Genomic DNA, 13,149 nt, shown 5'->3' on the forward strand with positions numbered 1-13,149 from the left:
CGTGTGCGGGTCGAAGCTGACCGTGCAAAACCGGCGAGTCTATTCCTCCGGAGGGTGCGCCGCACGAGGTTGGGAGAATATGCCGCCGCGGTGATCTGATCGGGCTACGCTCGCTCATTGTGAGTTGAGATGACATGTATTCATGCACTTGTTCCCACATGTCTTGATAGTTCGACTCTCCCACCGTCAACTGCCAGAGGGATCACATGGTTCGCGTTGAGGCGCCTCCAACCGATCGGACAGCGCCACTGGTTCGTGCGCTGCTGCTCTCCGTCGTAGCGACGTCGGCAGCCACGGCCGTCGGCGCGGTCGTGGTGGACCAGGCCGCCCGGATACCCCTTGTCTGGGCCGGCGTGCTCGCCACCGTCGTCATCGCCGTACTCGTCGTCGCGCTCGTCCGCCGCGCCTATGCGACGCGGGCTCTCCACCACGTGTACGGGGAGCGGCTGGCCTTCCTGGAGCGCCGCCTCGCCGCGCACGACGCGGAGACCGTACGGCTCGCCAAGGAACTGATGCCCGCAGCGATCCACCGGCTCAAGCACGGTGAGTCGCCGCTGGAGGTCATGCGGATCCTGGTGGACAACAACGAGATGTACCGCGACCTGCCGTCCGCGCAGCGCGAGATCCTCGCCTCCCTGCTGAAGATCGTCGACGACGAGGAATCGCAGCGTGAGGGTGCCCAGTTCGCGTTCGTCGGCATCGCCCGCCGGGTGCAGGCCATCGTCCACCAACAGGCCTCGGAGCTGCGCGAGATGGAGGAGGACCACGGCCGTCAGCCGGAGGTCTTCGACGACCTGCTCCGCATCGACCACGGCAACGCGCTGATCGGCCGCCTCGCCGACAGCATCTCCGTGCTCGGCGGCGCCCGTCCGGGACGCCAGTGGCCCAAGCCCGTACCGCTGTTCAGTGTGTTGCGCGGCGCGATGTCGCGCATCCTGGAGTACCCGCGGGTCGATCTGCACTCCATCGCCAAGGTCGCGATCGTGGGCCCGGCCGTCGAGCCGCTCATCCACGCCGTCGCCGAACTGCTCGACAACGCGACCCGTTACTCGCCCCCGCAGACCCGTGTCCATGTCACCGCGGTCGAGGTGCAGACCGGTATCGCCATCGAGATCGAGGACGGCGGGGTCAGCCTCAGCGAGGAGGCGCGCAAGCGGGCCGAGGGCATGCTCGCCAAGGCCCAGGCGGGTGTCGACCTCAACGACCTGGGGGAGTCGCCCCGGCTCGGAATGGCCGTGGTCGGCCGGCTCAGCCAGATGTACAACCTCAAGGTCGCGCTGCGGCAGTCCGCGTACGGCGGTGTCCGGGCCGTACTGATCGTGCCCCGCGAGATGATCACCACGGGCCCCGCGCCCGGTATCGCACACGGTATCGGCGCTGCCGGACTGCCCCGAACCGGAGCGGACACGGACATCGGCGCCTTCGCCGACCGGGTCCCTTCGAGGGCGCCGCGCAAGGCCACCGTGCCGAAGCGGCGTCCCGCACCGGCGGCGCTGTCGATGGAGGACGACGTACCGGTGGTGACCGAGTGGACCCCGAACGGCCTGCCGCAGCGCCGCAGCCGCCTCCGCACCTCGTACGGCTCCGAGCCGGTCGCGCCGCTGGTGCCCGCTCCGTCGCCTGAACCCGACCCGTACGTGGCGCAGGAACCGGAGAAGGAGGAACCGCAGCCGGGGATCTGGCTCGAAGCCTTCACCAAGGCGGCCAACGGAGTGCCGCAAGAGCCTTCGGCGGTCGGAGAGTCCGGCGACGCGTGGGACAAGGGGGACCTGACGTGATTCAGCAACTGGGCAGCATGGACTGGATGCTCAAGGAGCTCGCCGACGGCGTCCCCGGGATCCAGCAGATCGTGGTGCTTTCCGCGGACGGACTGCGCATCGCCCGGCACGGCGGTGACCCGGACGGCGCGGACCGGCTGGCGGCTGCCTGCGCCGGGCTGCAGAGCCTCGCCGCCGCCGTGGCCACCGAGATTCCCGAAAGCGACGGCCGGATGCGGCTCGTCGTCATCGAGATCACCGGCGGCTTCTTCTACCTGATGGCCGCGGGCACCGGCTCGTATCTCGCGGTACTCACCGACGAGCGCGTCGACGCGGGCCTGGTGGGTGCCCAGATGCGCGACATGGTGGTCCGGATCGGCGCCCACCTGGCCAGCCCGCCGCGGCACGACGGGAAGGCCGGATGACGTCCCCGCCCCGCAGAGAACGCCGGACGGCCGATACGGATGCGGAGGACCCCGAACGGCTCTATGTGATCACCGGCGGGCCGGACGGCACCGAACGGGCGGAACTCGACCTGGTCACCATCGTGGTGTCCCGGGCCGAACCCTCCCCGACCGTCCAGCCGGAGCAGGCCGCGATCGTACGGCTGTGCACGTCGCCGCTGTCCGTCGCGGAGATCTCCGCCTATCTGCGCCTGCCGTTCAGCGTGGTGACCGCGCTGCTGACCGATCTCCTCGCGGCCGAACTCGTCGAGTCGCGCGCGCCCATCGTCCGTGCCGCGCTGCCGGACAGGGCCCTTCTCGAAGCGGTGATGCATGGACTCCAGAAGCTCTGACACGATCGAAGGCCCCCGGAGGGAAGACGTCCTGCCCGACACGGCCACGGCCGCGGTCAAGATCGTGATCGTGGGTGGATTCGGGGTCGGCAAGACGACGATGGTGCGTTCGGTGAGCGAGATCCGCCCGCTGACCACCGAGGAGACGATGACCCAGGCCGGGGTCGGCGTCGACGACAACTCCGGGGTGGAGAGCAAGACCGCCACCACGGTGGCGATGGACTTCGGCCGTATCAGCATCAGCGAACAACTGGTGCTGTACCTCTTCGGCACACCCGGCCAGGAGCGGTTCTGGTTCCTGTGGAACGGCCTGTTCGAGGGGGCGCTCGGCGCCGTCGTGCTGGTCGACACCCGGCGGCTGGAGGTCAGCTTCGACGTGATCGGCCGGCTGGAGGAGCGCGGGGTGCCGTTCATCGTCGCCATCAACACCTTCCCCGACGCCCCCCGGCACGGTCTGGAGGCACTGCGGATCGCGCTGGATCTGCCCGACGAGGTCCCGATCGTCGACTGCGACGCCAGGCAGCGCGCCTCCAGCCGCGACACCCTGATGGCACTCATGCGCTATCTGCACGCCCTCGCCATGCGACGCGCCCAGGGCGGGACGTGACGGTCCCCCGCCTCGCGGCGCCCGGCCCCGGCCTGTGCGAGAACCCCCAGATCCGTCCCCGTCCGTACGCATTGGAGTGACCGTGACAACCCCCTTCGACCACCGGCCCGGCACCGACGGCGCGGTAGTACCGCCCCCGGAGTGCCCGGCCCACGGGCACGGCCCCGGTGGGCTGCGCCGGCTGTACGGGGCCGAGGCCGAGAGCGACCCGATGGGTCTGTACGAGAAGCTGCGTGCCGAACACGGTTCGGTGGCACCGGTGTTGCTGCACGGCGATGTGCCGGCCTGGTTGGTGCTCGGCCACAGCGAGAACCTGTACATGACCCGTACGCCCTCGCTCTTCTCCCGCGACTCCCGCCGCTGGCGCGCCCTGCAGGACGGCTCGGCCACCCCGGACCACCCGCTCGCGCCGATCTTCACCTGGCAGCCGGTCTGTGTCTTCGCCGACGGCGCCGACCACGAACGTCTGCGTGGTGCGGTCATGGACGCCATGTCGTACATCGACACCCGCAGCACCCGCCGCTTCATCAACCGCTTCAGTAACCGGCTGGTCAACGAGTTCTGCCAGGACGGCAGAGCCGACCTGGTCAGCCGCTTCGCCGAACACCTGCCGATGATGGTGATGTGCCAGATCCTCGGCATGCCGGAGGAGTACAACGAACGGCTGGTGCAGGCCGCCCGCGACATGATCAAGGGCACCGAGACCGCCATCGCGAGCAACGCCTACGTGATGGCCGCGATCAACCGGCTGGTGGCCCAGCGCCGGTCCGCACCGCAGGAGGACTTCGCCACCCGGCTGATCGAGCACCCGGCGGGACTCAGCGACGACGAGGTCGCCCAGCACCTGCGGCTCGTGCTCATCGCCGCCTACGAGACCACCACCAACCTGATCGCCAACGTGCTGCGCATGGTGCTCACCGACCCCCGCTTCAGGGCCCAGTTGAGCGGCGGTCACATGACCGTGCCCGAGGCGGTGGAACAGACCCTCTGGGACGAGCCGCCGTTCACCACGATCTTCGGCCGCTGGGCGGTCGGCGACACCGAGCTGGGCGGCCAGCAGATCAAGGCGGGCGACGCCCTGGTGGTCGGGATCGCCGCCGCCAACATCGACCCGGTGGTCCGTCCCGACCCGCACGCCTCCATGCAGGGCAACCGCGCGCACCTCGCGTTCAGCGGCGGCGCCCACGAGTGTCCGGGGCAGGACATCGGCCGCGCCATCGCGGACGTGGGCGTCGACGCCCTGCTGATGCGGCTCCCCGATGTGGAGCTGGCCGTCGCGGAGCACGAGCTCCGCTGGGTCGGCTCACTGATGTCCCGTCAACTCGTGGAGCTGCCGGTGGAGTTCGCCCCGCGTCCGCCCCAGGACGTCATGGTCGCGCCATCGCCCGCAGCGATGCCCGCGCCCCGCACCGACTGGGAGGTCACCTCGCACCCCACGGACGGACCGGCACCTGCCGCCCAGTCGGCCCCGCCGGTCCAAGCCCCGCCGGCCGGACCCCCCGGCAGCGGATTCCCCGCGCAGCGGGATCCGGACCCGAAGGGGCTGTGGCAGGTCCTGACGAGCTGGTGGCGCGGCTACTGACCGTCCAGCTGGTCCCACCACCAGGAGAGTGAGGCCACCGGGAGCGGGTCCTGGTCCAGTACGGCCGGGAGCCGCTTCCACCAGCTCTCCGGCTCGGCGGTGGGAGTGCCGGGTACGGAGTAGCGGGGGCAGACCGAAGCCCAGTCGAGGTGGCCCCGCACGAACTGGCCCAACCCGTCGAGATAGGCCCGCAGTTCGATCCTGGCGTCCTTGAGCACTTGGTCGCGCAGCCGCAGGAAGAGCACCATCACCCGGTCGCGCATGACCACGGCCTCCTGCTGCGCGCGGGGCCCGTCGAGGCCGAACTCCTGGGCGAGGACGTCGATCAGGTTGAGGTCGTCGCCCGCGCGGAGGATCTCCTTGTTGCGGGAGTAGAGGTCGTTGTCCCAGCTGACCAGCGTCCAGGTGATCTCGGTCAGCGCGCGTACCCGGGGATCCTCCAGCTCCTCGTCGGTGAGGGAGAACCCGCCGACGATCTCGATCATCGCGGTGGACGGGGCCATTCCTATGGCCCGCATCCAGAGGGTCACGTAGTCGTCCAGCGAGGGAAGACCGGAACTGCTGCGCCAGGTCGCCTCCCAGACGAGGCCTGACGTATAGACCCGCATGGCCTCGGTGAAGCGGCGCAGCTGCCGGGGCGACGCGTACTGGGCGAGGTCCCGACGGATGGCGCGAAGGACCGCGGTGCGTGGTGACTCACCGGGGGTGGGGACCGCGTGCGGGGCCTCTACGGCCCGCATGATGCGGCCGGTCTCCTGGGCGAGCAGGCCCGCGGTGACGTCGGACTCGTCGCACAGTCCGTCGTCGAGCGAGAACAGCACGGCGTGCAGCCGGGCCATCAGTGTGAGGCGTTCCAGCCGCCCGTACGGCATGGTCGAGGCGGTGAGACCACCGAAGTCGCAGAGGGTGAGTCGACGGCGTTGGTGTTCGTCGGTGTCGAGGTCCTGCCGCAGCATCCACTGGACGGTCGCCTCGTTGAGCGAGGCCGCCGCGGGATGTGCGGCGGGCGGGACCGGGCAGTAGAAGGGAACGGCCGGAAGCTGCTGAACCAGCCGTTGTTGCTGGGCGACGGTCACGATCAGCCTCCAAGTGCGGAACCCCTGATGATGCGCTGGAGCGTATATGCCCACGCCCGATCGTTGTTCACCATACAACTAGCCTTCGGACGCCCTCAATTGACAAAAAGATGTCCGGATTCAGCTCTGGCGTTCCTGCGATTCTGTGTTGTCGCTGCCTGGCCGGGTGTGTCGGCGGGCCCGGACCCTGCGGGATTCAGACAGTGACGGTCCGCTCGGCCGAAAACGTTCCCCAGTTCCCGTCAGGCAGCTTCGCGCGGATCTTCACACGGTAGGTCGTGCCCGGCTTCTCGCGTACCGCGAAGGTGTACGTGGCCGCGTGCTGCGGGGCGGCCGCACCCCAGACGATCGTCGTGGTGAGCTTGCCGTCGAGGTACATCTGATACCCCGTCACCTCACCGCCGGTGTCCGGCGGGACCCAGCTCAGCTCGACCGAGCGGACACCCTTGACGGTGCGGGCGGTCGCCCGGAAACCGGTCGGCTCGGTGCTGGGTCCCTGGCCCGGCGCGGACGCCGTGGTCAGATCGACGGACCCGCTCGGCGCCGAGGAGTTGTCGGCGCCGTCCCGCGCCCGGACGGTGAAGGTGTACACGGTGGCGGGCCGCAGCCCCGTGATCCGTGCCGTGGTGAGATCGCCGCCGACCGTGTGGATCTTCGACTGGCCCTGGTACACGTCGTACGACGTGACGCGGACGTCGTCCGTCGACCTGGTCCAGGAGAGCGTCGCGGCATGTGCGCCCCCGGCCCTGACCCGCAGGTCCCCCGGACGGGACGGGGCCCGGTGGTCGTCGGGCACCCGGGCCGGCAGGGTGACGCGGACCGGTCGGCTCCTCGGGGAGAAGCGGCCCGCCGCGTTCTTCGCCCGGACGGTGAACTCATAGGCGGTGGACGGCCGCAGACCGATGATGTCGACCATGGTCGTACCGGCCCCGACGGTCCTGGCCTTGGTGCCCGCGCGGAATATCTCGTATCCCGTGACCCCGTCCGCCGTCGCGTCCGGCGTCCACATGACATGGGCGGAGGTGGCGCTACTGGCCTGCACCGACACACCGGCCGGGGTCGACGGGCCCCGGGCGTGCGGCTGCCCGCCCCCGCCGCAGGCGGTGAGCAGCAGACAGGCGGTGGCGGCCAGCAGGGCGAATCGGGAAGGGTGTTGCACGGGGTCCGGTCTCCGTCCGACGGAAGGGTCGTGCCTAAAGGTCTAGACATATATGGCACACCGGGTGGCGTACAACAAGGGGGCGGCCGGAGCCCCGTTCCGAGGCGTAGCCGGGGCACAGCCGGGGCACCGATGACCTTCGCGGGACTGCCCCTCGGCCCCGGGCCGCTCCGATACGGAGTGCGGGACCGCAGGCGCAGGACCGAAGAACCGTAGAGAGGAACCCCCGTATGACCCGCACCACCCCGCGGACCGTCCGGCTGCGCGCAGCCGGAGTCAGCCTCGTCGTCGAGCTGTGCGCTCCGGTGCCCCGGATCCTGCACTGGGGCGAGGACCTGGGTGAACTCACCGACGAGGACTGCGCCGCTCTCGGCCTGACCGCCGACGGCGCCGCGCTCATCAACGCCCTGGACGCACCGCGGCAGTTCACCGTCTGGCCGACGGAGGCCGACGGCTGGTCCGGCACCCCCGCCCACCAGGGCCACCTCGCGGGCACCGCCACCGCGCCGAAACCCCACCTCGTCGGCGCCGAGGAGCGCGACGGCGAACTGGTCATCCGGCTCGCCGAGGACACGGCCGGTCTCGATCTCACCCTTAGCTACCGGCTCGACCCCTCGGGCCTGCTCGCGGTGCGGACCGAGGTCGCCCGTCGGACGGACGCCGCCGACCCCGCCCCGTACGACCTGAGCGGCGTCACCACGCTGCTGCCGCTGCCGCGCCGGGCCGAGGAGATCCTCGACTTCACCGGCAAGTGGTGCCGTGAGCGCTCCCCGCAGCGCAGGCCGCTCGGCCACGGCAGCCACGTACGGGAACTGCGCCGCGGCAGGACCGGTCAGGACTCCCCGTACCTCCTCACCGTCGGGGTCCCCGGCTTCGGCTTCCGCCGCGGTGAGGTCTGGGGCCTGCACATCGGCTGGAGCGGCAACCAGCGCTGGCTGGCCGAGCAACTGCCGGAAGGCGCGGGCGTACACGCCTCCGTGCTCGGCGGTGGCGAACTGCTCGCGCCGGGCGAGATACGGCTGGCACCGGGGGAGTCGTACACCTCGCCGCTCTGCTGGTTCGGCTGGTCCGACGCCGGACTCGATGGTCTCGCCGACCGCTTCCACACGCTGCTCAGGGCCCGCCCCACGCATCCGTCGACGCCCCGCCCGCTGACCCTCAACAGCTGGGAGGCCGTGTACTTCGACCACCGGCCCGAGCGGCTGCTCGCGCTCGCCGACGCGGCGGCGGACATCGGGGTGGAGCGGTTCGTCCTCGACGACGGATGGTTCACCGGCCGGCGCGACGACACCGCCGGGCTCGGTGACTGGACCGTCGACAGGACCAGGTGGCCGGACGGACTCACCCCGCTGGCCGACCGGGTGCACGCGCACGGCATGGAGTTCGGGCTCTGGGTCGAACCCGAAATGGTCAACCCCGACTCGGACCTCGCCCGCGCGCACCCCGAGTGGATCCTCGCGCCGACGGCCGGACTCGGCCCGGCCTCCCGTCATCAGTACCCGCTCGACATCGCGCATCCCGACGCCTGGAAGTACCTGCTGGAGTCGTTGGACGCGATCGTCACGGAGTACTCCGTCGACTACCTGAAATGGGACTACAACCGGGATCTGCACGAGGCGGTCCGGCGGACGGCGGACGGCCGGGACCAGCCGGGCGTCCACGCCCGGACCGAGGCCCTGTACCGGCTGCTCGACGCACTCAGGTCCCGGCATCCGGCGCTGGAGATCGAGAGCTGCTCCAGCGGCGGCGCCCGGATCGACCTGGGCGTTCTCGGCCGTACGGACCGGGTGTGGGCGTCGGACTGCAACGACCCGGTGGAACGCCAGGCCATCCAGCGCTGGACCGGCCAGCTGCTGCCGCCCGAGCTGATCGGCTCCCACGTCGGGGAGACCCGCAGCCACACCACCGGACGGCTGACGGACAGCTCGTTCCGGCTGCTGACCGCGCTGTTCGCGCACGCCGGGATCGAGCGGGACGTCACCGACTGCCCGCCGGCGGAACGCGCGGTGCTGCGGGAGTGGGCGGCGCTCTACAAGGAACTGCGTCCGCTGCTGCACACCGGCCGGGTGGTCCGGGCGGATCTGAGCGGTGACGCCGCGCTGCTGCACGGTGTGGTGGCGCAGGACGCGAGCGCCGCCCTGTACTGCTGGGCGCGGCTGGTGACTTCGCCGGAGGGCCAGTCGGGCCGGATCGCACTGCCGGGCCTGGACCGCACCCGGCGCTACCGGGTGCGGATCAGGACGGAGGCCGGACTGCCCTCGTTCCGCGAGGGGCTGGGCCCCGCCTGGGTCACCGCCGCCCTGGAGGGCTGGGTGGCGCTGCCCGGATCCGTCCTCAGCGGAGCAGGGGTTCCGATGCCGGCGCTCGATCCGGGGCAGGCACTGCTGATCGAGGTGCGGCAGGGGTAGCGGCGGCAGAGACAGTGACCGTCGCCCGGGTCAGCAGCACCACGCCCCGGGCGGCGGCTGCCGCCCCCACCAGGGCGAGCAGCAGCCCGACCGCGCCGCCCTGGAGGCGCTCGCCGAGCAGGGCCAGGCCGATCACCGAGGCCGCGACCGGGTTGGCGAGGGTGACCATCGCGAGGGGTGCGCCGAGGCCTTCGCGGTACGCGGTCTGGGAGAGCAGCAGCCCGCCCACCGCGAAGGCCGCGACGAGCAGCCCCATGATCACGGTCCGCGGGCCGAGCACGCCCGAGGTGTGGTCGGTGACCGAGACCGTCACGGTCTGGGTGAGCGCCGACGCGACCCCGGAGACGACCCCGGACGCGGTGGCGAACCGCAGACCGGGCCGTGCGCCGGGCCGTCCGGCGCGCCGGACGAGCACGGAGACCAGGACGACGACCGCGGCGGCGATCCCCAGCGCCTCCGGCAGCGAGAGGGTTTCGTGCGGGGGAGTGCCCCCGGTGGTCAGCAGCAGCGCGCCGAGCCCGAGCAGGGTGAGCACGGTGCCGCGCCACTCGATCCGGGAGACCCGGCGCCCGGCGAGGCGGGCGCCCAACGGCACCGCGGCGACCAGGGTGAGCGCGCCGAGCGGCTGCACGAGGGTGAGCGGACCGTACTTCAGCGCCACCACGTGCAGCACCGCACCCGCGGCGTTCAGTCCGACCGCCCACCACCAGGCCCCACGGCCGAGCAGCCGCAGCAGCCCGGACTTCGGCCGGGTGCGGGAGGCGAGGCGTTCCTGCGCCACCGCGGCCGTCGCGTAGCCGACGGCGGACAGCAGCGAGAGACCGACGGCCAGCAGCGTGGCGTTCACCGGCACCCCCCGTGGTCGGCGAGCGCGCGTACCGGCTCGGGGCGGGCGCCGTCGGCGGACGGGCGCGGGACACGTACGGATACGGGGACGGCGCCGGCTTCTTCGGGAGGCGCGGGCGCGACGGGGGCCGTCGCCGGGGCGGGCGGCTCCTCCGGGGTGGACGCTACCTTCGGGGCGGGCAGCTTGATGCAGACCAGCGCCGCCGCGAGCAGCACCGCGGCCACGATCGAGTCGAGCCAGTAGTGGTTGGCGGTGGCGACTATCACCAGCAGAGTGATCAGCGGGTGCAGCAGCCAGAGCCAGCGGTACCGCGAGCGGGTGGCGGCGATCAGCCCGATGGCGATCATCAGCGCCCAGCCGAAGTGCAGGGAGGGCATCGCGGCGAACTGGTTCGCCAGCGTGTCCTTGGCGGGAGCGGCTGCGTAGACGGTCGGCCCGAACCGCTGCCCCGTGTCGACCAGATGCGCCTCGGCCAGCATCCGTGGCGGGGCCAGCGGGACGAGTAGATGCAGGACCAGGGCGGCGCCGGTCAGCGCGGTGAGGACGCGACGCGTCCACACGTAGTGCCGCGGTCGGCGCCAGTACAGCCAGGCCAGGAAGAGGACGATCGCCGGGAAGTGCACGGTCGCGTAGTACGTATTCGCTATGTGTACGAGTGAATCGCTGTGCAGCACGGCCCGCTGCACGGAACCCTCGTCGGGTAGATGCGCCCAACGCTCGAAGTCCCAGACGTGGTCGGCGTTGCGGTACGCCTCGTCGACATGTCCGCCGGCCACCTGCCTTCCCAGCTTGTAGACGAGGAAGAGTCCGACGACGAGCAGGAGCTCGCGGACCGGGGACGGTCGGGCAGAGGTGTCCGGCTCCCGGTCGGCGGGCTCGATGAGGGCATTCATCACCCCGGCCCCTTTGCGTTGCGAAACGAAATTACTGTGCCGTGGTCCGGACCATGGCACATCGAAACGACAGTGTACCGATACGTGGCCGTATCGGTACACCAGCGTATCGGTACACTGGCGTATCGGTACGATGAAGTATCGATGCTGCTCGTCACACCGAAAGGGAGAGCTCATGTCGCCCCAGGACTCCGTGATGTCGTCCTCGCGCTCCAAGATCACACCGGAGCGGGAGCAGGAGTTCTACGCGGCGGTGCTCGAACTTCTCCGTGAGTGCGGCTACGACGCGCTCACGATGGAAGGCGTCGCCTCCCGTTCCCGCTGCGGAAAGTCCACCCTGTACCGGCAGTGGGGAAACAAGCCGCAGCTGGTCGCCTGCGCCCTGCGCGGCACCCGCGGTGGGCACCTGGTGTCCATCGACACGGGTACGCTCGCGGGGGATCTGCGGGAGACAGCGAAGGCGCTGGGGGCGCAGTCGGGACGGGACACCCCGCTGATGCACGCGCTCAGTCACGCCGCGCTGCAGAACCCCGAACTCCTCGAAGCGATCCGCGAGGGCCTGGTCGAACCGGCCGCCGCGGCGATCGACACGATGGTGGCCCGTGCCGTGGCCCGCGGGGAGGTGGCCGCCGACAACCCGGCGGTGGAGTTCGTCGCGGCGCAGCTGATGGGCGCCATGCGTGTCCGGCCGATGCTGGAGGGGCGGTACGGCGACACGGAGTACCTGGTCCGCTTCGTCGAGAGCGCGGTCCTGCCCGTGCTGCTGCGCACGGACAGCGCGCGGACCTGAAGACTGGCGGGGCCGTCGTCGAGCGGATGACGACGGGCCGCCTGCGCCGCACCGTGGGGACGGGGGCGGCGCGCCCCGACGCTCGGAACCGGGCCGGTACGCCGACCGGTTCCGAGCGGCGAAGGGCCCGCCGGGAGATCTCCGGCGCCGTTCGCCAGGCGCGGCCGGCGTACCGGCCCGCTTCGGCCGTTCGTCCGGCGCGTTCGGCGACCGTCAGGAGTCCACCCCGGCCGGCCGCAGTGCGAGCTGGTACTCGATCGTCCGGTGCGTCGGCACGTAGCCCAGTGCGTCGTTGACGGCCCGCATGGGCAGGTTGTTGTCCGCCGTGTCGGTGAGCAGCCCGCCGAGTCCGGGATGGCGCCCGCGGGCCTGCCGGATCGCCTCGGCCTTCATCCAGTGCCCGAGCCCGTGGCCGCGGTGTTCGGGCAGTACGGCGGTGCCGTAGTGCTGGGCGTCGCCCGTACCGTCCCCGGGCACCACGAGTTCCGTGAATCCGGCGATCGAGCCGTCCGACTCGGCGACGGCCGCGACGGTGTGCAGCAGGCCGCCCCGCTTCGCCACGGCTTCGGCGGCCTCCCTGACCCGGTCCGCGTCCCAGACCACCGATCCGTAGTCGGTCTCGCCCATCGGCATGTCGTCCATGGCGCGGTGGGACACCGCGAACGTCTCGGCGAGGTCGTCCGGGACGGTGCCGTCCCACGACACCAGCCGGTAGCCGGGATGCGGCTGTCCGACGGCCGCGTCGAGCGCCGGGACGTCCGTGTCGACGAGCGCGAGCCGGGCGAAGATCAGGACGAGGACCGCGCGGAAGCCCCGGCTCACCAGGAACCGTTCGCCGATCGATCCGGATCCGGCCTGCGTGATCACCGAGCGGCGGCCGTCGTGGCGGGCGGCGTCCAACGCGGCCTCCAGCAGCCGGGAACCGGCGCCCGCGCGCCGTTCCGCCGGGTGCACATGGAGTTCCAGTTCGGCCAGATGATCCTGGCCTGGCCGGGTGAACAGGCGCAGGTGCGCCGATCCGACCGGGCAGCCCTCGCCGTCGGACGCCAGCCAGACCAGGCGGCGACCGGACGGGTGGTGCTCGGGGTCGGTCAGGGCGGTGATGCGAACGGACAAGGGGGCTCCAGCGACGGTGGCGGGTCGTGCTTCGTCCGTTGCCAGGTTATTTGTGGCGGTCGGCACGCGCAGCCCATTTCGTCGGCGCTGCGCGTACGGGAGGGACGGCCCCGCCCGG

Annotated in this window: 12 protein-coding genes; 7 read left to right on the top strand and 5 right to left on the bottom strand. The window is 71.3% G+C overall.

Translation table 11 applies throughout. The features are described from left to right. The first annotated feature begins 206 nt into the window (after positions 1–206). The 5 genes from NBY69_RS21585 (at position 207) to NBY69_RS21605 (ending at position 4,742) form a co-directional block, all read left to right on the top strand. Positions 207–1,778, top strand: a complete 1,572-nt coding sequence (locus NBY69_RS21585; RefSeq protein ID WP_250302783.1) for an ATP-binding protein — start codon at positions 207–209, stop codon at positions 1,776–1,778. Beyond that, a complete protein-coding gene (locus NBY69_RS21590) occupies positions 1,775–2,182 on the top strand; it encodes a roadblock/LC7 domain-containing protein (protein ID WP_250302785.1) in 408 nt (135 codons plus the stop codon). Before NBY69_RS21585 ends, NBY69_RS21590 begins: the two co-directional genes overlap by 4 nt. Beyond that, positions 2,179–2,553 carry a DUF742 domain-containing protein gene (locus tag NBY69_RS21595; RefSeq protein WP_250302786.1) on the top strand — a complete coding sequence of 125 codons (375 nt, stop codon included), beginning with the start codon at positions 2,179–2,181 and terminating at the stop codon, positions 2,551–2,553. The genes NBY69_RS21590 and NBY69_RS21595 overlap by 4 nt, the downstream gene beginning before the upstream one ends. Beyond that, the gene (locus tag NBY69_RS21600; protein WP_250302788.1) at positions 2,534–3,160 is read left to right on the top strand and encodes an ATP/GTP-binding protein; all 627 of its coding nucleotides are present in this window, start codon (positions 2,534–2,536) and stop codon (positions 3,158–3,160) included. Before NBY69_RS21595 ends, NBY69_RS21600 begins: the two co-directional genes overlap by 20 nt. An 82-nt stretch (positions 3,161–3,242) precedes the next feature. After that, positions 3,243–4,742 (top strand): cytochrome P450, encoded by a 1,500-nt coding sequence (locus NBY69_RS21605; protein ID WP_250302789.1) that lies wholly within the window; start codon positions 3,243–3,245, stop codon positions 4,740–4,742. Here the strand turns inward: NBY69_RS21605 and NBY69_RS21610 are convergent. Then, a complete protein-coding gene (locus NBY69_RS21610) occupies positions 4,736–5,818 on the bottom strand; it encodes a terpene synthase family protein (RefSeq protein ID WP_250302791.1) in 1,083 nt (360 codons plus the stop codon). The two genes, NBY69_RS21605 and NBY69_RS21610, sit on opposite strands and share 7 nt — an antisense overlap. A gap of 196 nt (positions 5,819–6,014) precedes the next feature. Beyond that, the gene (locus NBY69_RS21615; protein WP_250302794.1) at positions 6,015–6,977 is read right to left on the bottom strand and encodes a fibronectin type III domain-containing protein; all 963 of its coding nucleotides are present in this window, start codon (positions 6,975–6,977) and stop codon (positions 6,015–6,017) included. A 230-nt stretch (positions 6,978–7,207) separates the two neighbouring features. Here NBY69_RS21615 and NBY69_RS21620 point away from each other — a divergent pair, with 230 nt between their 5' ends. After that, positions 7,208–9,385, top strand: coding sequence for an alpha-galactosidase (locus NBY69_RS21620; protein WP_250302795.1), 2,178 nt, complete (start codon positions 7,208–7,210; stop codon positions 9,383–9,385). Here the strand turns inward: NBY69_RS21620 and NBY69_RS21625 are convergent. Both NBY69_RS21625 and NBY69_RS21630 read right to left on the bottom strand, forming a co-directional pair. After that, positions 9,312–10,232, bottom strand: a complete 921-nt coding sequence (locus NBY69_RS21625; protein ID WP_250302797.1) for a DMT family transporter — start codon at positions 10,230–10,232, stop codon at positions 9,312–9,314. The genes NBY69_RS21620 and NBY69_RS21625 overlap by 74 nt on opposite strands. Continuing rightward, positions 10,229–11,125 carry a phosphatase PAP2 family protein gene (locus tag NBY69_RS21630; RefSeq protein ID WP_250302799.1) on the bottom strand — a complete coding sequence of 299 codons (897 nt, stop codon included), beginning with the start codon at positions 11,123–11,125 and terminating at the stop codon, positions 10,229–10,231. Before NBY69_RS21630 ends, NBY69_RS21625 begins: the two co-directional genes overlap by 4 nt. Positions 11,126–11,300: 175 nt before the next feature. On the opposite strand from NBY69_RS21630, the gene NBY69_RS21635 reads away from it, so the two are divergent. Then, a complete protein-coding gene (locus tag NBY69_RS21635) occupies positions 11,301–11,915 on the top strand; it encodes a TetR/AcrR family transcriptional regulator (protein ID WP_250302802.1) in 615 nt (204 codons plus the stop codon). Between the two features lie 213 nt (positions 11,916–12,128). Here the strand turns inward: NBY69_RS21635 and NBY69_RS21640 are convergent, their stop codons facing one another. Then, the gene (locus NBY69_RS21640; protein ID WP_250302803.1) at positions 12,129–13,031 is read right to left on the bottom strand and encodes a GNAT family N-acetyltransferase; all 903 of its coding nucleotides are present in this window, start codon (positions 13,029–13,031) and stop codon (positions 12,129–12,131) included. Between the last annotated feature and the right edge of the window lie 118 nt (positions 13,032–13,149).

It is taken from the genome of Streptomyces sp. A 4/2 (assembly GCF_940670765.1).
In the GTDB taxonomy this organism is placed as follows: Bacteria; Actinomycetota; Actinomycetes; order Streptomycetales; family Streptomycetaceae; genus Streptomyces.

Bases quoted from the DNA above. Each gene is read 5' to 3' on its own strand.
- NBY69_RS21600 (WP_250302788.1), top strand. From the start codon at position 2,534: ATGGACTCCAGAAGCTCTGACACGATCGAAGGCCCCCGGAGGGAAGAC.
- NBY69_RS21635 (WP_250302802.1), top strand. From the start codon at position 11,301: ATGTCGCCCCAGGACTCCGTGATGTCGTCCTCGCGCTCCAAGATCACA.
- NBY69_RS21595 (WP_250302786.1), top strand. From the start codon at position 2,179: ATGACGTCCCCGCCCCGCAGAGAACGCCGGACGGCCGATACGGATGCG.
- NBY69_RS21620 (WP_250302795.1), top strand. From the start codon at position 7,208: ATGACCCGCACCACCCCGCGGACCGTCCGGCTGCGCGCAGCCGGAGTC.
- NBY69_RS21630 (WP_250302799.1), bottom strand. From the start codon at position 11,125: ATGAATGCCCTCATCGAGCCCGCCGACCGGGAGCCGGACACCTCTGCC.
- NBY69_RS21585 (WP_250302783.1), top strand. From the start codon at position 207: ATGGTTCGCGTTGAGGCGCCTCCAACCGATCGGACAGCGCCACTGGTT.